Raw genomic sequence first — 17,457 nt, 5'->3', positions numbered from 1 at the left:
CGCCGGCCCCCGGGAGTCGGGCGAGTCAGCGCTGGACGAGCTGGCGTGCCCTTCCGGCGGCGCCCCTGGCCCGGCGAACGGCGGCCTTCGCCGCCCGGCGGCCCTGCTGGAGGGTCCGTCGCGCGATGGGCATCCCGGTCGAGTAGACGGGGTAGAACGGCGAGAGCGGAAGCTCCCAGGTCCCGGCGAGCAGGTCCTCGTGCTGGGCGAACTGCTTCTTGAAGTCGGAGATGCCGTCGTTGAGCAGCCCGTTGAGGTCGTAGCGCGTGCAGCCTGCGGCCTTCATGGCCGTGAACGCGGCCCACTTGACGCCGTAGTTCGCGCGGGCCTTCTGCCCCGCCGCATTGACGCCGCCGTAGAGCTCGAAAGCCGTGCCGGCGCTCTTGGCGATCCAGACGAACGCGACGACCTGGTCGCCGTCGAATGCCGCCACGACGGGCGAGTCCTCCCCCAGGAACCGCCAGATGTCCCGGTAGTACCGGTCCTCATGGATGCCGAAGCCCGCACGGGCGGCCGTCTCGCGGTAGATCGCGAGGACCTGGTCGAGCTCGGCCTCGGTCGCGACCGTGCGGAACTCCAGACCGCCCCTGAGGTTCTTGCGGACGTTGGCCCGGGTCGTGCGCGACATGGCCGCCATGAGGTCGTCCTCGCTCAGGGTGAGGTCGAGGATGAGGGTCCGCGGGATGAGGATCGTGCCCTCGGTGCGGCGGAAGCCCGCGGCGGCGAGACCCCGTTCCCCTGCGGATCCGGCCTCCCAGTCGGGCTCGGCGACGAGTGCCACGGAGCCGTGGGCCTCGCGGACCGCGCGGCCCACGGCGGCGAGCACCCGCTCGGCGTCCTCGGGCGCGCAGACGGGACCGCGTGAGACGTAGGCCAAGGACTTCAGCGGCCACGGGAGGCCGCGGTAGAGGACCTGCGCGCCGCCGAGGACCGTTTCGCCCTCGCTGACAAGGAGCCGCTCGGTGCGCCAGTGATGGGCGGCCTTGAGCTCGCCCCAGCCCCACAGCTGCAGCGGGTGCCCCCCGAGTCCGTTGACCAGGCCGTCCCACGTTGCGCGGTCGGTGCACGGGCGGACGGTCAGATCGCGGGCGGCCAGCTGGCTCTCGGGGCTCATGTTCCTCCTGGATGATGCGCGGCAGTGTGTCCTCGGCAGCACGATGGGGCGCGGCCTAAGCCGCGCCCCATTCTAGCCGCGGGCCAGCCGCGGCGGCCGGGGGTCAGGCGCGGCGCGCCCAGCTCTCCCACTTGCTCGCGTGGTGCTCGGCGTCGACGAAACGGACCGTGCCGGACTTCGAGCGCATGACGATGGACTGCGTCTTGACGCGGTCCTTCTGGTAGCGAACCCCGCGCAGGAGGTCGCCGTCGGTGATGCCGGTCGCGGCGAAGTAGCAGTTGTCGCTCGTGACCAGGTCGTTGGTGGTGAGGACCCGGTCGAGGTCGTGCCCGGCGTCGAGCGCCTTCTGCTTCTCCTCGTCGCTGGTCGGCCAGAGACGGCCCTGGATCACGCCGCCGAGCGCCTTGATCGCGCACGCGGCGACGATGCCCTCAGGGGTCCCGCCGACGCCCATGAGGGCGTCGACGCCGGTGCCCGAACGGGCAGCGGCGATGGCTCCGGCGACGTCGCCGTCCATGATGAACTTCGTCCGCGCGCCCGCGGCGCGGATCTCCTCGACCAGCGGCTTGTGGCGGTCGCGGTCGAGCACGCAGACGGTGACCTGGTTGATCTTGACGCCCTTGGCCTTGGCGATGAGGTGCAGGTTCTGCTTGACCGGCAGGCGCAGGTCCACGAGGTCGGCAGCCTCGGGTCCGGTGACGAGCTTCTCCATGTAGAACACCGCGGAGGGGTCGAACATGGTCCCGCGCTCGGCCACCGCGAGGACGGCGAGGGCGTTGTTGATGCCGAGGGCCGTCAGGCGCGTGCCGTCGATCGGGTCGACCGCGACGTCGACCTCGGGGCCCGTGCCGTCGCCGACGCGCTCCCCGTTGTAGAGCATCGGGGCTTCGTCCTTCTCGCCCTCGCCGATCACGACGACGCCGTTGAAGTGGACGGTCTGCAGGAACGAGCGCATGGCGTCGACGGCGGCGCCGTCGGCCTTGTTCTTGTCGCCGAAGCCGACCCAGTGGCCGCCGGCGATCGCGGCGGCCTCGGTCACACGGACGAGCTCGAGGGCGAGGTTGCGGTCTGGCTCATCGGCTCCTACATGGAGCGAGCTGGAAAGGGTCGAGTACTGGCTGTCGTCGGGCGCAGGGGACACGGAGACCTCTTCTTCGAGCGGGCTTTGTACGCATCATAGTCGTCCGGGATGTCCCCGCCGCGACGATGACGCCGCTCACAGCCCCGCAGCCGGTTGGCGGGAGCAAGGCCCAGTGCGGGACCATGGAGGCGTGAGCAGCACCGAACAGTCCCCTCAGGCTTCCCCGGAGGCCACGCCGGTCAAGCCGGTCATCCCTGCCGCCGCGGCGAAGCGTGCGAACGCCTCCGTCATCGGCATGATCATGGCCCTCGCCGTGAGCCTCCTGGCGATCCTGCCCGTGGTGCTGCTCAACGCCGCGCCGAAGTCGGAGCCACGCAGGCCGGTGGTCGACGTCTCCTCGATCGCGGCCAACGCCGCTGGCGTCGCGGGCTTCGCCCCTGTCGTCCCGTCACTGCCGGACGGCTACTCGCCGAACTACGCTCGGTGGAACGGCGCCGGGACCGACGGCGTGTCACATTGGGACATCGGATACCTCACGCCCGCCCAGCAGTTCGTCTCGGTCGTCCAGACCGGCACCGCCAACCCGACCTGGCTGAACGAGCAGGTCAAGAAGGCGCCCGTGACCGGCACGAGGAGCGTGGCCGGGGTCGACTGGACGCTGTATGACAAGCCCGGCATCGAGAAGAGCCTCGTTGCGACCGTCGCCGGTACCACGGTGGTGCTGAGCGGCTCCGCCGGGTTCGCCGAGCTGGACGAGGTGGCGGGCGCTGTCGTCACGTCCGCCACACACCGCTAGCTGTACCCGGCCAGGACGTTGGTAGCGGCGAGTCTGGTTGAACAAGGGAGAACCTCCGAGTGGGATGTGGCTTGTCGAAGGCCCACTCCAACTCGGAGGTTCTCGTGTTCCACCGTAGCGCCCGTTTGACTGTCCATGGCCGCCGGCTGATCGTCCAGCGGCATCAGGCTGGATGGAAGCAGGCCCACATCGCCGCGGCGATGGGCGTCTCGCGCAAGTGCGTGGGAACCTGGATCCGCCGGTACGAGACCGAAGGCGAGGCCGGTCTGGAGACCAGGTCCTCACGGCCGCACACGATGCCCACCCGGACCCCGGCCGAGGTCGAGCAGAAGGTCCTGGCCGCCCGGGCCGTACACCGGCAGGGCCCGGACGTGCTCGGGCCGAAGACCGGGGTTCCGGCCAGGACGGTGTCCCGGATCCTGCGCCGGCACGGGGTGCCCCGCCTGCGCGAGTGCGACCCGATGACCGGGGATCCCATCCGGGCCTCGAAGTCCACCGCGGTGCGCTATGAGCGCGCCCGGCCCGGGGAGCTGGTCCACATGGACGTGAAGAAGCTCGGCCGGATCCCCGAGGGCGGGGGCTGGCGCGCCCTCGGCCGGGAGGCAACCGTGGGCCACAGGCACAAGCAGGTCCCGATCGGCTACGACTACGTGCACTCGCTGGTCGATGACCACTCCAGACTGGCCTACAGCGAGGTGCTGCCCGATGAGAAGGGCCCCACCTGCGCGGGCTTCCTCGAGCGTGCGATCGCCTACTTCGCGGCCCACGGGATCACCCGGATCGAGCGGCTGATGACCGACAACGCCTGGGCATACCGGTACTCCCTGCGGGCAGTGTGCGCCGAGCATGGCATCACCCAGAAGTTCATCAGGCCCCACTGCCCCTGGCAGAACGGGAAGGTCGAGAGGCTGAACCGCACCCTGGCAACCGAGTGGGCCTACTGCCAGGCCTTCACCAGCAACGACCAGCGAACAGCCGCCCTTGCACCATGGCTCGAGCACTACAACACTGAACGCTGTCACAGCGCACTCGGAGGCAAACCCCCGATCAGCCGGCTGGCACCAACCTGATGGCCGGGTACACCTAGCCGGCGCTCCCCGCGCCCGGCGACGCTGCGGCGTCGTGTGCCGGGGCCAGCCCCGAGCGGATCTCGCGCTTGAGGATCTTGCCGGTAGGCCCCTTGGGCAGCTGGTCCACGATCCGCACCTCGCGGGGGTACTTGTACGCGGCCACCTGGGACTTGACGAAGTCGCGCAGCTCCTCCGCGGTCGCAGCGCCCTGGGCGGTGAGGGCGACGACGGCCACCACCTCCTCGCCCAGCTCCGGGTCCGGCATGCCCACGACCGCGGCCTCGGCCACGGCCGGGTGCTCGTAGAGGACCTCTTCGACCTCGCGCGGGTAGACGTTGTAGCCGCCGCGGATGATGAGGTCCTTCTTGCGGTCCACAATCGAGTAGCAGCCGTCGGTGTCGACCCGGCCCATGTCTCCGGTCAGGAGCCAGCCGTCATGGATGGCCTCGGCGGTGGCGTCGGGCCGGTTCCAGTAGCCCTTCATGACGTTGTGGCCGCGGACGGCGATCTCGCCGACCTCGCCCTGGGGCACCTCCTCGCCGTCGAGCCCGACGACCCGCAGCTCGACGCCCTCGACGGCCGTGCCGATGGAACCGGGCTTGCGGACGCGGTCGGGGTGGTTGAACGCGGCGACCGGGGAGGTCTCGGACAGGCCGTAGCCCTCGAGGATGATGCAGCCGAACTCGTCCTCGAACCGGTGCAGGACCTCCACGGGCAGGGCCGCGCCGCCCGAGATGCACACGCGCAGGGAGGAGGTGTCGTAGCGGCCGTGGTCCGGCAGGTTCAGGAGCGCGCCGTACATCGTGGGGACGCCCGCGAAGACGGTCACCCGCTGGGACTCGATGATCTCGAGGGCGTCCTTCGGGGCAAACCGCGGCAGCAGGGCGATCGTCGCTCCGGCCAAGACGGTCGTGTTGAGTGCGCAGGTCTGGCCGAACGTGTGGAACAGGGGCAGGCCGCCGAAGACGACGTCCTCCGAGGTGAGGGTCAGGAGCGTGCGGACGGTCAGGTCCGCGTTGAGGATGAGGTTCCGGTGCGTGAGCTCGGCGCCCTTGGGCCGGCCCGTGGTGCCCGAGGTGTAGAGGATCACCGCGGTGTCGCCTTCGGCGCGCTCGGCGACGTCGCCGTGCGGCTCCTCGCTCTCGAGGACGCCGGCGAAGGCGCCGGGCTCGACCGTGATGATCCGCGTCCCGGTGCCCTGAGCGCCCGCCGCGGCCTCGTCCGCGACGGCCGAGGTGGCGAGGAGCACCTCGGCGCCGGAGTCGCCGAGGTAGTAGGCGATCTCGCGCTCCTTGAGCATGGGGTTCATCGGCACGACGATCGCGCCTGCCCGCAGGGCGCCGTAGTAGGCGACGGCGAACTCGGGGACGTTCGGCAGCATCACGCCCACGCGGCTCCCGGGGGCGATCCCGGCGCGCACGAGCATTCCGGCGAGCCGCGCCGTCGCGTCCTCGAGGTCGGCGTAGGTCCAGGCTTCCCCGGCGCACGTGATGGCGGTTCGGCCGCCGTGCCGGGACGCGGTGGCGACGAGATGCTCGGCGAGGTTCATGGAGGCTCCTGACGGACGTTACTGTGGCGTAGGCCACATCGATTGTGGCGTGGAACTCCGTTTCAGGTCAACCGGCATTCAGTCTCACGCTCAGGCTGCCAGACCTCGCTGCTAGACCTCGAAGAATCCCCGCAGCGCCTTGGCGAAGACCTGCGCGTCGACGTCGTGGGTCTGGCCCTCGAGAACCTCGAGCCGGGCGTCGGGGATGGCGTCCGCGGCGGCGCGGGCACCGGCGTGCAGGAACTCGGGGCTCGCGCCGCCCGCGAGGACGAGCGTGGGCGCGCTGATCCGGCCGAACACGTCCACGGGGACCACCGAGCCTTCGCCCATCGCGGCGTCGTCGTAGGCGAGGGTCGGGGCGAGCGCCGTGCCGGCCGGCCAATACGGGGACTGGCGTGCCCCGGCGATGGCATCCTCCGGCACTCCGACGTAGCGCATGAACGTCTCGAGCGCGCCGTCGCGGTCGCCGTCGTCGAGCCTGGCGTTCAGGTCCCGGGTGTACTCCTCGGCGCGGGCACGGCCGGCGTCGTCCGTCATGAACGGGGGTTCCCACATCACCAGGGCGCTGACGGGGAGCACCGCCGCTGCGCGGGCGGCGAGCACCGCGCCAGAGGACAGACCGACGAGGGCCGCTCCCCCGCGCTCGTGCGAGGCCGCGTCGAGCAGCGCGCCGATGTCCTCGATCTCGCGGTCGACGGCGAACGGCTGCGTGTCGGTGCTGTCGCCGCGCCCGCGCCGGTCGTAGTTGTAGACGGTGAAGGTCTCGGCGAGCGCCTCGGCGATGTGGGCGTCCGCGCGGCGGTGCACCGAGGCCCCGGAGACGAGGATGAGCGGGGTGCCCGCACCGAGGCGGTCGTAGGCGATGGTGGTTCCGTCGGGGGAAGTGACCTGGGTCATGGGTACACCGTACGGTCCGCCTGGCCGCCGGGACACCCACCGTCAGGTTTTCGCGAGGGTGTCGAGCTCGTCGGCGAGGATCCGCGTCAGCTCGTCCTGCTCGGGGACGACCGCCGGGTCCGCGATCACGGAGACCACGAGCTCGCCGGCGTAGGAGAGGACGGCGAAGCACACGCCCACGTTCCCGGGCGTCATCGTGATCGGGACAATCGAGGCGATGCGGTGGCCAGCCAGGTGGATCGGCTCGGCGGGGCCGCGCACATTGGTCAGGAACGTGGTCACGAGCCGCTGCCGGTCAATGAAGTGCTGGAACACGCCAGCGCGGGCGAGCGCCCGGAAGGCGACGCCGAGGGGCCCGACCGAGGCTCCGCGCGACGGTCCGGAGCGGTTCCCGGCCTGCTCCATGACGCGCGCCAGTCGGACAGCGGGGTCCGGATCGGCGGGGACCTCCGTGGGGACGATCCCGTTGATGTTCCCCAGCGCCGTGGCTTCCCTGGGGCCGCGCGGGGTGATGGGCACCGACACCACAAAGGACCGGTGGGCCTCGCCACGGGAGCGGAGCGTGGAGGCCAGGGCCCCGGAGACGGCGACGAGGACCAGGTCGTTGAGCGTGCAGCCGCGCGCGTGGGCTGCGCCGAGGGCCTCCTTCAGGGGCAGCGTCACGGTCCTGACGCTCCGGGTGCCTCCGGTGGGACGGTTGAACGAGGTGCTGGCCGACCCGTGGGGGCGGTGGCGGCCGGTGAGGCCGAGCTCGCGCAGCCCCCGCGCCGCCGAGGCGAGGGCGCGGGGCTCGTTGGCGAGCGCGCTCAGGCGCTCCCGCCACGCGTCGGCGAGCAGCTCGCGCGGTGTGGGGCCGGGCTGCGGGAACGGCGTGACGGGCGGCGTCGGCACGGAGGCCGGGAGCACTGGCACGCGCAGCACTGGCGCCGCACCGGTTTCCGGGCGGTCGTCGCCGAGCGCGGAGAGCACGGCGAGGCCGCCGAGGCCATCCGCCATCACGTGGTGTGCGATGAAGACCAGCGCCGCCGCGTCCCCCTGCTCGGCACGGAGGAGTCGGGCCCTCCAGAGGGGCCGGTCCTTCGGGAGCCGCTCGCACGCAAGCCTGGATGCCTCGCGCAGGAGGCCCTCGCGGCCCCCGGGGACGGCACCCTCCGAGAGGTGGCGCGGGAGGCCGAACGCGGCGTCGTCCACCCACACCGGGCGCCCGAACCCGGGCGGCGACGGGACGAGGCGGCGGCGCAGCCGCGGGACGCGCACGATCCTCTCCCCCAGCGCTGCGGTGAGCTCGGCGAGCGACGGCGCGGCCCCGGCGTCGAACATCAGGACCGCGGCCATGTGCATCGGGACCTGGCCGCGGTCGGTCGCGAGGAGGGTGAGGTCGTTGCTGCTGATCCGGTCGATGCCCGGCCTGCGTCCCATGGCTGCCTCCCCGTGTGGCTGCGGTAGGACCAGCGTAGGCTCGCTCGCGGCTACTGGCGCCAGCGGAGGCGGCTGTCCGTCGCGGAGGACTTGCAGGTGTACAGCAGGCCGATGGAGCTCACGCCCTGGGCGCCCTCGGTGCTGCAGTAGGCGCCGGGCGTGACGAGGGGGAGTGTGGACGTCGGCGCGGGGGCGGACCCCTGCGCTGCGGCCTGGGCCGGCTGGTTGGTGGGCGCCAGCTGGCCCGGGCAGCCGGCGAGGATCGCGGACATGGCGTCGTGCTCGGCCTGGGTCACCCACAGGCTGTAGGTGGCCTTCACGGAGACCTGCCGCGCGACGTAGTCGCAGCGGAAGCCCTTGTTGGGCGGCAGCCAGGTGGCGGCGTCGCCGTCGCCCTTCTGCTGGTTGGTCGGGCCGTCGGTGGACTGCAGGTTCAGCGGGTCGTTGGCGAGGGCGACCCGCTGCTCGTAGGTGAGCTGCTGTGCGCCCTTCTGCCACGCGTCGGAGAGCGCGACCACGTGGTCGATCTGTACGTCGTCGCTCGTCGTCGTGCCGCGGAGGAAGGCGATGGCAGTGGCCGTGTACGGGTCGGCGAGGGTGCCGGAGGCGACCTTGCAGGGGACGCTGTTGACGTACGTGATGTCTGTGAGGTCGCGGTTGAGCATGTCGTTGCGGGTGTCGCAACCGTTCCGGTCCACGTCGAGCCATGCCGGCCCGAACTCGTCCCGGGTGTACCCGGTCTTCGGGGCGCGGCCCTTGACCGGGATCGTCTCGAGGAGGACCGCTGCTTCGGTGCCGTAGGCGGGCTGCGGGTTGGGGGCGGCGTAGACGGTCGCCGTCGTGCTGTCGGCGGCCTGGGCGGGCGACGGCGCCGCGGCACCGAGGCCGGCGACGATCGCGAGCGACGTGGCGAGCCAGGCGGAGAAGGCGACGGCGCGGGTGCGGGCGCTGGGGCGGGGGCGGGTCACAGGGGGCATGAGGACATCGTCCCGCCCTCGCGGGGCGGAACCGCCGTTCCTGACCTAATCCTTGGCGGATCCTGCGGCGCCTTCCCGAGGGCCGAGGGCGGTCGTCGGGACGATGGGGGGGCACGATGCCTGCCCCCGCGCGGTGACGGGTCAAACCGGGTTTGACCCGTCACCGCGCAATCAGGGAACCGTCGCCCGGTGGCAGCGGCGGTGTCGCGCAGGTCAGAAAGCGCCGACGCCGTTCGGGGTGCCGAGCCCGGTCACGCCGTCCCACCCGCTGCGCGCCGTGCACCACTGCGCGGTGGGGCAGGAGCCGTTGGAGCCGGACGTGACGTCGAACAGGGAGCCCGCGTTGGCGTACGGGATCGCGTTGGCGTAGCCGGTGAGGCCTGCGCCGGTGTGGCCCGCGAGCGCGTAGACGGAGGCGATGATCGGCGAGGCCAGGCTCGTCCCGCCGAACTGGCCCCACGTGGAGCTCTTGGACGACGTCGGGTAGAAGACGCCGAGGCCGCCGTTGGAGGGGTCGGAGACGGCGGCGACGTCGTTCATCGCCCGGTTCGCGCACCCCGTCCCATAGCCCGCCGCCGCGGCGAGCGGCGCGTTGTAGGCGGAGCAGCCCGAGCCCGTGCCGGACCAGGTGGTTTCGGCCCAGCCGCGGGCGGTGCCCGGGGCCGGGTTGAGGCTCGTCCCGCCCACGGCCGTGACGAAGGAGGACGAGGCCGGGTAGGAGGCGCCCTGGTAGCCGGAGTCGCCAGCGCTCGCGGTCACTGCGATCCCGGGGAACCTGTAGTACTTCCCGTAGGTCGCGTCCGAGGCGTCGGAGCCCCCGTAGCTGTTGGAGATGGCGACAACGCCGGGCTGCCTGGCGGCGGTCTGGACGGCGGTGCCGAGGTTGGTGAACGACGCCGAAGCTGCCTGGACCACGGTGATCCTGCAGTCCGGGCAGGCTGCGGAGACGGCGTCGACGTCGAGGGCCTGCTCCTGCGCCCAGCCGAGGTCGAACCTGGGCAGGCGGGTGCCGCCGTTCTGGTCGAGGATCGTCAGGCAGCCGTTCGCCGTCGTGCAGGCGGGGAGTCCGTACTGCTGGCGGTACGTGGCGAGGTCCCGCTCGAGGTTCGGGTAGCCGTAGGCGTCCACGATCGCCACCGTGCGGCCCCCGGAGGCGGTGCCGTCCAGGCTGTACGCGGAGCGCAGCTGCGAGGGGGTGAGGGCGGTCCCGGGCGGGGTGGTGGCGTTGGTGATGACCCGGCCGGCGGGGTCGGTGGCCTGCCGGGCAGCGCAGGCGGCCTCGCCAGGCCGCGGGTCCGAGCAGACCTTGATCGAGTGGTCATCCGCCTTCCCGACGGGCGGCGTCGCGCTGGCGGCAGTGGTTCCGGTGACGGCGGCCGCTGCGACGAGCAGTCCGGCGACGGCGGCAGACAGTAGCTTCCTGATAGGAAACGCCCCCTCTGGTGGTGGTTTCTGGCGCTGGCCGACGGCCGGCTCCACAGAAGAAGCTAGGGGGAAACGCCGACCGGCGGGAAGGGGTGTCCGCGAAAGCTCGGGGAATCCTTGGAGGACGCTGCGGGAGCACGGCCTCGAATGTCGGACCCCCTCGCTACCGTGATAGAACAGCCGGGGCTGGCAGAGGGGGCAGACAATGATCGTCGAGTTCGGGTGGTTCCTGGACCGCGCGCCGTGGGCGTACTCGCGCCCGGGACTGAACCGTGTACGGGTGGGCCGCAAGGGGTTCGTCTCCCTCCTGCAGACGCGCCTCGGCCTCACGCGCCCCGACACCCAGAACGCGGAGCGGGTGAGCGAGTACCTGCGTCGGCTCGAGCGCCTCGACTCCCCCGGCGCGTGGTTCCACCGCTCCCTCGCGGCGGACCCGTGGTCCACGGCCTACGAGCTCCTCAGTGCCCGGGACGACGCCGTCGCCAACGGCTGGGACGGCACCCTTCCGGAGCCCGAGCCGGGGACGCACGACGGCGGACCCTCGCCGCTGCTGCGCACCCTCGCCGCCGCGGAGCGCGCCGGCGAGGGCGTCCCGGGAGGCGCGCTGGCGCCGTCGCTCGCGGACGACATCGTTGAGCTGATCGCCGAACTCGAGTCCGCTCCCCTGCCGCTGGGCATCGACGGGCTCATCCTCGCGCACCCGGAAGACACGTTCCCAGTCGTGTGGCGGCGGATCATCGGCGCCCTCCGCGACCGGGGCATCAGGGTCAGCGAGGCGCCGGCGCCGCACCGGGTTCCCGAGCTGACGGTCCTCCAGGCCGAGACGGAGTGGGAGGCAGCCGAGCACGCCGCGCGCTGGCTCGCCGCGGGACCGAACGAGCGCACCGCCGTCGTGTGCTCCGACCCCACTGCTGTCCTCGACCAGTACCTCACTCTTCACGGCCAGCCGCGTCTGGGTGTGGGCGAGCGCTCGGCGTGGCGGGCCCAGGACCAGCTCATTCCGCTGTTCTTCGAGCTCGTGTGGGAGCCGGCCAACGTGCACCTGTTGGCCGAGTTCCTCACGCTCCCGGACTCGCCGGTCCGCCGCGGCGCGGCGAAGCACCTGCTCAGGGCCCTCGCGGAGGAGCCCGGCGTCCGCGGGGCGGCATGGTCCGGCGCCATCGCCGCGATCGCCGCCGACGACTCGCTCGGGCCCGACCTCGCGGCTGCCCTCGACCGGACGTTCCGCATCCGCCTCCTGTCCGAGGCGGACCGCCCCTCGAGCGCGCAGCTCGTCGAGGCCACGGCGTGGCTGACGTCCGCGCTCACCGCCCGGGCCGCCGTCGTGCCGCGCCTGCAGGCGACCGCGGCGCAGCTCGGCCGCGTCCTGGCGCTCCTCGCGCCGCTGCCCCACGTGTCCCGGCGGGACCTGCGCCGGATCATCGCCTCGGTCGTGACCCAGGGCGCCGAACCGCTCGTGGGTGCCGAGGCCGCGCCCTGGCTGCGCCTGAGCCACCTCGCGGAGCTGGGCGAGGACGTGGACGATGCCCTGTGGTGGGGGTTCCAGTCCGCGTCCACGCCCGCCGTCCGCCGCTGGGACGCACACGACGCCGCGGCCCTCGCCCGGGTGGGCGTCGAGCTTCCCACGCCGCAGCAGCTCACCGGCCTCGCCGTGCGGGAGACGCTCGCCGCAGCGGGGCGGTGCCGGAGGCTCGTCGTGGTCCAGATCGCCCAGCGCAACGGCGAGCGCGTCGAGGCGAACCCTCTCCTCGAGGCGCTCGTCGCAGGGCAGCCCGTAAGCTCGGAGGCCCGGGCGGGCGCGGCGGAGGCAGGCGGCGGCATGGCGGCGCGGATCGCGTCGGTGACCAGGTCGCCGTCGGACCTCGTGGTGCCAGGTGAGGGGGCGCACGACGGCGTGTGGCGTCTCGCCGGGCGCGAGGCCCGGCTCACGCGGGCAGCGGCACGGCGCCCGGTGGCGCCGCGGGCCGAGCTGGAGGTCGGGCCGAACGCCGCGCTCGCTCCGGAGCGGCTCTCGTTCTCCCAGCTCGAGGTGCTCCTGGGCTGCTCGCTGCGCTGGGCGCTCGAGCGCAAGGGCCGGCTGACGGTCCCCGACGCCGCCGACATCCCCGAGGGGTCGCGCATGATCGGGACCTTCGCGCACCGCGTCATCGAGCGCCTGCACGAGGTGCTGCACGCCTCGAACCGGGCGGTGCCGACCGGCAGTGAAATCGACGCGGCGATCGAAGAACTCCTGCCCGAGTTCGCCTCCGAGCTGCTTCTGCCCGGGCAGAAGGCCCGCCGGCTCACGGTCGTGGCCGCGGTCGGCGAGGCCGCGCGCACCTTCTTCGCCACGCTCCAGCGCGGCGGCGTCGCGCTGCAGGCGGTCGAGAAGGAGTTCGAGAAGGACCTGCGGCTCGTCACCGACGACGGCGTGCTGAGCATCCCGGTCGTGGGCAGCGCGGACGCGGTGGGGATCGACGAGGAGGGGCGAACCGTCGTCGTGGACCTCAAGTGGTCCTCCACCGGCCGGTACCTGCGCGAGAAGGTCCAGAAGGGCACGGCGCTCCAGCTGGCCCTGTACCAGTGGGCGCTCAACGGCGGCGACGCCCCGCCCGACCACCCCACCGCGTACTACCTGCTCAAGCAGCACGACTTCGCCTCGGCTCACGCGCACTTCGGCCCGTCGGTGCCGCGCGTGTGGGCGCCCGAGGAGCTGTGGAGGCGGGCGGTCCACGCCGCGGAGCACGTGGTCGCGGATGTCCTCGCCGGGCATGTCACGGCGACGAAGCCGTTCGCCGACGCGTTCTCCGCGGCAGCGGCACAGGCTTCGCAGAGCTCCGCTCCGACCGGCGCAGAGGGCGGCTCCGCTCCCGTCCCCGCCGGCCCGACGACCGTCGAGGAGAGGGAGACCGCGGCAGGCCGGCTCTATGTCGAGCCAGGGTGCCGGTTCTGCCGCTTCGGAGCCCTGTGCGGGCTGAAGGGGGACTACTCATGAGCGCGGTCGGCACGGAGAGCATGGCACCCGGCGTCGGGAACCACGGCCTCGGGGACCACGGCGTCGTGGACCGGGACGTCCTGAACCGGGACATCCTGGGCAACGTCGCGATGATCTCGGCGAGCGCCGGGACGGGCAAGACGTACACCCTCACCGAGAAGATCGTGGACCACATCCGCGCCGGCGTCCGTCCCGACCAGATCATGGCCACGACCTTCACGAAGAAGGCCGCCGGCGAGCTGCGCGAGCGCATCGCCGCCCGGCTCCTCGATGAGGGCGACTCCGCACTGGGTACGGCGTCACAGGAGCTCGGCGCGAGCCTCGTGGGCACCGTCAACAGCGTGTGCGGGCAGCTCCTGTCGGAATACGCGATCGACGCCGGCCTCTCCCCCGCGCTGGAGGTGATCGGCGAGGACCAGCTGGACGCGATGTTCAGGCTCGCGACCGACGAGGTGCTGGCCGACCATGCTGAGACGCTCTCGCCCGTCGCGTGGCGCATGGGCACGCACCCCGATCAGGAGGCGGAGTACGGCACCGAGCCGTGGAGCACGACCGTGCAGCGGGTCGTGACGTACGCGCGGACCAACCTGCTCGACGCCGACGCGGTGCGGGCCTGCGCGGAGCGGTCGTGGACCGAGTTCCGGGAGGGTCTCCTCGACCCCGCGTCCGCGGACAACCGTACGGACTGGCTGCGCGAGCTGCACGCCCTGCGGGTGGAGATGGAGCTGACCGTCGCGCGCGGCGAGCACAGCGACGGGACCAAGGCCAAGGTCTCAACGAAGGCGTTCGAGGAGCAGTACCCGAAGGCGCTCGCCAAGATCGCCAAGGCGCAGGCCGTCGAGACGACACCGTGGGAGGTGTGGCGCGGGTTCGTCGGCTCGAACCCCGCGGCGCCGCTGAAGAAGGTCTTCTGGGACCTGCGCGAGCGCATCCACGCTGAGCTGCTCTCCAACCCCGCGTTCCACCGCGACATCGAGGGCTACATCCGCGGCGTGCTCACGTGCGCCGCCGACTGCCTCGACGCCTACGAGGAGTTCAAGCGGGACAACGCGCTCATGGACTTCGTGGACCAGGAGGCCAAGGTCCTCGAGCTCGCCCGGCACAACGCCGCGTTCCGGGAGTCCTTCGCCGGGCGGATCCGGGTGCTCGTGGTCGACGAGTTCCAGGACACGAGCCCGCTCCAGCTCGCCCTGTTCCTCGAGCTCAGCTCGCTCGTGGGGCAGGCGGTGTGGGTGGGCGATCCCAAGCAGGCGATCTACGAGTTCCGCGGTACCGACCCGGAGCTCATGGAAGCCGTCATGGCCGCTGTACCGGACGCGAGCCGCAGGCAGCTCTCCGAGACGTGGCGCTCGCGCCAGGCCCCCGTGGACCTCTCCAACGCGGTGTTCGAGCGCGTGTTCGCGGCGCACGGGATGACCACGAAGTCCGTGCACCTCGAGCTTCCGCCGTCCAAGGCCGCCGAGTACGCGGGCAGCGTGGGGTCGGTCGAGGCGTGGACCAGGAACCAGGGCAAGGCGGAGGACCGGCTCCGCGCGACCGCCGCCGGGGTCGCGGGATTACTGGCACTGCGCCCAGACCTGCGGCCCTGCGACATCGCCGTCCTTGCCCGGTCCAACGACGAGGTCAAGAAGCTCTCCGCGGCCCTCGACGAGCTGGGCCTGCGCGCGAGCCGCAACCCCCGCGCGCTCGGCGCCGCGCGGGAGGTGCAGCTGGCGCGGGCCGCGATGGCGTACGTCGCCGACGGGTGGGACACAGTCGCCCTGGCCGAGCTCGTCGCTCTGCACCCGGACCACCCCTCGCACGGGACGTGGCAGCGGGAGCTGCTCGCCGCCGTCGTGCCTCGCCCCGCGAGCCCGGACGCGCTGCAGGAGGGCGCGCACGACGGCGGGGCCGCGCCGGAGCCGGTCGGCGCCCGGGCCGTGCACGCGGCGTGGCGGCAGGCACCCGTCGTCGCGGCGCTGGACGCCCTCCGGGAGCAGGCAGCGGCAGCGACTCCCACCGAGGTGTTCGAGGCCGTGACTGGGGTCGTCGGGCTGCCGCAGCTGGTAGCGGGGTGGTCTGCACCGGAGCGGCGGCTGCGCAACCTGGACGCGTTCCGCGGGGCGATCGAGCTGTACTACGAGCGGTGCAGGGCACTGCGGTCGCCGGCGACCCTGCGCGGGTTCCTGGACTTCTTCGCCTCCGACGACCACGACTCCGCCGAGAACGCCGGGCCCGACGTGGTGAACGTCCTGACATACCACAAGGCGAAGGGCCTCGAATGGCCGGTGGTGGTGATGGAGAGCCTGGACAAGGAGTCCAAGCTGCGCCCGTTCGGGGCGGGCGTCGAGTCGACCCGGGCGCTGGACCTGGCCGACCCGCTCGCGGGCCGGTGGATCCGGCTGTGGCCGAGCCCGTTCCCCTACGGCGGATCGCCCCTGGACACGGCAGCGAAGGCCAGCGACGCGGCCGCCCGGTTCCTCGAGCGCGACCAGCGCAGCCAGGCGCGGCTCATGTACGTCGGCATGACGCGGGCCGCGGAGACGACCGTGCTGACCTCTAAGACCGGGTCCCCGGGCGTGCTCAACGACCTGGGGCTCGGCGAGCGGTTCGTCTCCTGGAAGGACGGTGCCGTGTCGATCGGCGGGGACACTTCCGTGCCCGCGCGGATCGAGGCGCTCGAGCCGGCCGCGGCTCCCGCGTCCGACGGCGAGTGGCTGGGCCGGTTCGTCGACGCGCCGGTCACGACTTCGGCCGTGGCGCGCAAGCCGGCACGGCTCAAGGCGAGCGAATCGCTCGCGGGCGGACTCGACGCGGACATCCGGGAGGTCGCCGTTCTCGGCGGGAGGCTCGCGGAGCACGGCTCGGACGACTGGGGCGCCGTCGGCTCCGCAGTGCACGCTTACCTGGGCACGGAGTTCCGCGCCCTCGACGACGCGGGACGGCTCCGCCTCGCAGAGCGTCTCGTGGCCCGTTGGGATGTGGGGACGACGGTCGACGCCGCGCTCCTCACCACCGCGGGCGAGCGCTTCGAGGCCTGGCTCGACGCCGAGTTCCCCGGCTGGGCGCGCCACCGCGAGGCGGCCATCGGGTGGCGGCCGGACGGGCAGACCATGGAAGGCTGGATCGACCTGCTGCTCGAGGGGCCGGACGGGTTCGTGCTCGTGGACCACAAGACCTACCCGGGCACCGACCCCGAGGGTCACATCCGTGCCCACTACCTCGGGCAAATGGCCGCATACCGGAAGGCCATCGAGGCCGCTACCGGCAGGCCCGTGCTGCGGGTGCTGATGCACCTGCCGGCGCTAGGACGGGTGTTCGAGGTGTCGGGGATGTCGGGAGCATGAGCGAGTCTGGGTGAGGACCCTCGGCATCGACCTGGCCGCGGAGCCGAAGAAGACGGCGGCTGCGGTCATCGAATGGGCACCGGAAACGGCTCGGATCGAGGAACTCCGCCTCGGAGTCTCCGACGAGACGATTGTGGGCTGTTCGGAGACTGCGACGTGACCGGCATCGACTGCCCGGTGGGCTGGCCCTTGCCGTTCCTGGACTTCATGAGCGGACATCTCGGCGGCGATCTCGCGAAGGTGCTCGAGTACGACGGCCTCAAGGGGCGCCGGCTGCTCGCCTACCGCGAGACCGACCGCTTCGTCACACGCAAGACGGGACTCATTCCCCTCAGCGTCTCGGCCGACCGCCTCGCACATCCCGCGATGCGATGCGCCGTCATCCAGGCCAAGATCGCCCAGCGCTTCGGCCCGGAACCGCGGGACGGCACCGGCCGTCTCGCGGAAGTCTACCCGGCAGCCTCCCTCCGGCTATGGGGCATCCATGCCCGCCGGTACAAGGGGACGAACGCCACCGAAGCGGCCGCACGCGCCGAGGTCATCAGCCAGCTCTCCGCGGCGGCGCCGTGGCTCGGCACCCACAACCACGAGGACGCGATGTCCCATTCGGACGACGCGTTCGACGCCGTTGTCGCGTCTCTGAGTGCGAGAGCTGTCGCCATTGGCGCAACGCTTCGACCGAACGAGGAGCAGGCCGACCTCGCCCGTTCCGAGGGCTGGATCCACATTCCCAGCGGACCCCTGAGCGACCTGCTGCAGTAGGCGCTCAAACAGTAGCCGCCAGGAACACCGTGCCACCCGTTCTCAAGGCACCTGCACCGGCACTACT

General features: G+C 72.3%; 13 protein-coding genes. 6 read left to right on the top strand and 7 right to left on the bottom strand.

Annotation, left to right across the window (positions count from 1 at the left end; genetic code table 11):
* Window positions 1–25: 25 nt before the first annotated feature.
* Window positions 26–1,114 carry a peptidoglycan bridge formation glycyltransferase FemA/FemB family protein gene (locus CGQ25_RS04570; RefSeq protein WP_208712014.1) on the bottom strand — a complete coding sequence of 363 codons (1,089 nt, stop codon included), beginning with the start codon at window positions 1,112–1,114 and terminating at the stop codon, window positions 26–28.
* A 103-nt stretch (window positions 1,115–1,217) separates the two neighbouring features.
* Complete coding sequence (gene glpX, locus CGQ25_RS04565; protein ID WP_208712013.1) at window positions 1,218–2,255, bottom strand: class II fructose-bisphosphatase; 1,038 nt, start codon at window positions 2,253–2,255, stop codon at window positions 1,218–1,220.
* Window positions 2,256–2,385: 130 nt separating this feature from the next.
* On the opposite strand from glpX, the gene CGQ25_RS04560 reads away from it, so the two are divergent.
* Together CGQ25_RS04560 and CGQ25_RS04555 are read left to right on the top strand one after the other, a co-directional pair.
* Window positions 2,386–2,991, top strand: a complete 606-nt coding sequence (locus CGQ25_RS04560) for a DUF4245 domain-containing protein (RefSeq protein WP_255405567.1) — start codon at window positions 2,386–2,388, stop codon at window positions 2,989–2,991.
* Between the two features lie 104 nt (window positions 2,992–3,095).
* Window positions 3,096–4,061: an IS481 family transposase gene (locus CGQ25_RS04555; RefSeq protein WP_208712884.1), complete on the top strand. Its 966-nt coding sequence runs from the start codon at window positions 3,096–3,098 to the stop codon at window positions 4,059–4,061.
* Between the two features lie 13 nt (window positions 4,062–4,074).
* Here CGQ25_RS04555 and CGQ25_RS04550 read toward each other — a convergent pair whose 3' ends face one another.
* The 5 genes from CGQ25_RS04550 to CGQ25_RS04530 all read right to left on the bottom strand — a co-directional run bounded on the left by CGQ25_RS04550 (window position 4,075) and on the right by CGQ25_RS04530 (window position 10,382).
* Window positions 4,075–5,610, bottom strand: coding sequence for a long-chain fatty acid--CoA ligase (locus CGQ25_RS04550; RefSeq protein WP_208712012.1), 1,536 nt, complete (start codon window positions 5,608–5,610; stop codon window positions 4,075–4,077).
* A 111-nt stretch (window positions 5,611–5,721) separates the two neighbouring features.
* Window positions 5,722–6,507, bottom strand: a complete 786-nt coding sequence (locus CGQ25_RS04545) for an alpha/beta fold hydrolase (protein WP_208712011.1) — start codon at window positions 6,505–6,507, stop codon at window positions 5,722–5,724.
* Between the two features lie 42 nt (window positions 6,508–6,549).
* A complete protein-coding gene (locus CGQ25_RS04540; protein ID WP_208712010.1) occupies window positions 6,550–7,926 on the bottom strand; it encodes a wax ester/triacylglycerol synthase domain-containing protein in 1,377 nt (458 codons plus the stop codon).
* A 50-nt stretch (window positions 7,927–7,976) separates the two neighbouring features.
* Complete coding sequence (locus tag CGQ25_RS04535) at window positions 7,977–8,903, bottom strand: HNH endonuclease family protein (protein WP_222703696.1); 927 nt, start codon at window positions 8,901–8,903, stop codon at window positions 7,977–7,979.
* Window positions 8,904–9,116: 213 nt separating this feature from the next.
* Window positions 9,117–10,382 (bottom strand): S53 family peptidase, encoded by a 1,266-nt coding sequence (locus CGQ25_RS04530; protein ID WP_222703695.1) that lies wholly within the window; start codon window positions 10,380–10,382, stop codon window positions 9,117–9,119.
* 151 nt (window positions 10,383–10,533) lie between these two features.
* Here CGQ25_RS04530 and CGQ25_RS04525 point away from each other — a divergent pair, with 151 nt between their 5' ends.
* From CGQ25_RS04525 to CGQ25_RS04515, 4 genes are read left to right on the top strand one after another with little or no spacing between them, the layout of a single operon-like run.
* Window positions 10,534–13,302, top strand: a complete 2,769-nt coding sequence (locus CGQ25_RS04525) for a PD-(D/E)XK nuclease family protein (RefSeq protein ID WP_208712009.1) — start codon at window positions 10,534–10,536, stop codon at window positions 13,300–13,302.
* Window positions 13,299–16,628, top strand: a complete 3,330-nt coding sequence (locus CGQ25_RS04520) for an exodeoxyribonuclease V subunit beta (protein WP_208712008.1) — start codon at window positions 13,299–13,301, stop codon at window positions 16,626–16,628. Before CGQ25_RS04525 ends, CGQ25_RS04520 begins: the two co-directional genes overlap by 4 nt.
* A 10-nt stretch (window positions 16,629–16,638) precedes the next feature.
* Window positions 16,639–16,788: a hypothetical protein gene (locus tag CGQ25_RS18695; protein WP_369802293.1), complete on the top strand. Its 150-nt coding sequence runs from the start codon at window positions 16,639–16,641 to the stop codon at window positions 16,786–16,788.
* Window positions 16,785–17,390 (top strand): DUF429 domain-containing protein, encoded by a 606-nt coding sequence (locus CGQ25_RS04515; protein WP_369802292.1) that lies wholly within the window; start codon window positions 16,785–16,787, stop codon window positions 17,388–17,390. Before CGQ25_RS18695 ends, CGQ25_RS04515 begins: the two co-directional genes overlap by 4 nt.
* The last annotated feature ends 67 nt before the right edge of the window (window positions 17,391–17,457 follow it).

This window comes from Sinomonas sp. R1AF57 (assembly GCF_002224485.1).
GTDB classification, from domain to species: Bacteria; Actinomycetota; Actinomycetes; order Actinomycetales; family Micrococcaceae; genus Sinomonas; species Sinomonas flava.
Note: the sequence above shows the minus strand (reverse complement) of the source record. Positions and strands in the feature narration are given on the sequence as shown.

Coding starts and splice junctions, on each gene's coding strand:
- CGQ25_RS04570 (WP_208712014.1), bottom strand. CDS start 1,114: ATGAGCCCCGAGAGCCAGCTGGCCGCCCGCGATCTGACCGTCCGCCCG.
- CGQ25_RS04550 (WP_208712012.1), bottom strand. CDS start 5,610: ATGAACCTCGCCGAGCATCTCGTCGCCACCGCGTCCCGGCACGGCGGC.
- CGQ25_RS04545 (WP_208712011.1), bottom strand. CDS start 6,507: ATGACCCAGGTCACTTCCCCCGACGGAACCACCATCGCCTACGACCGC.
- CGQ25_RS04540 (WP_208712010.1), bottom strand. CDS start 7,926: ATGGGACGCAGGCCGGGCATCGACCGGATCAGCAGCAACGACCTCACC.
- CGQ25_RS04535 (WP_222703696.1), bottom strand. CDS start 8,903: ATGCCCCCTGTGACCCGCCCCCGCCCCAGCGCCCGCACCCGCGCCGTC.
- CGQ25_RS04525 (WP_208712009.1), top strand. CDS start 10,534: ATGATCGTCGAGTTCGGGTGGTTCCTGGACCGCGCGCCGTGGGCGTAC.
- CGQ25_RS04520 (WP_208712008.1), top strand. CDS start 13,299: ATGAGCGCGGTCGGCACGGAGAGCATGGCACCCGGCGTCGGGAACCAC.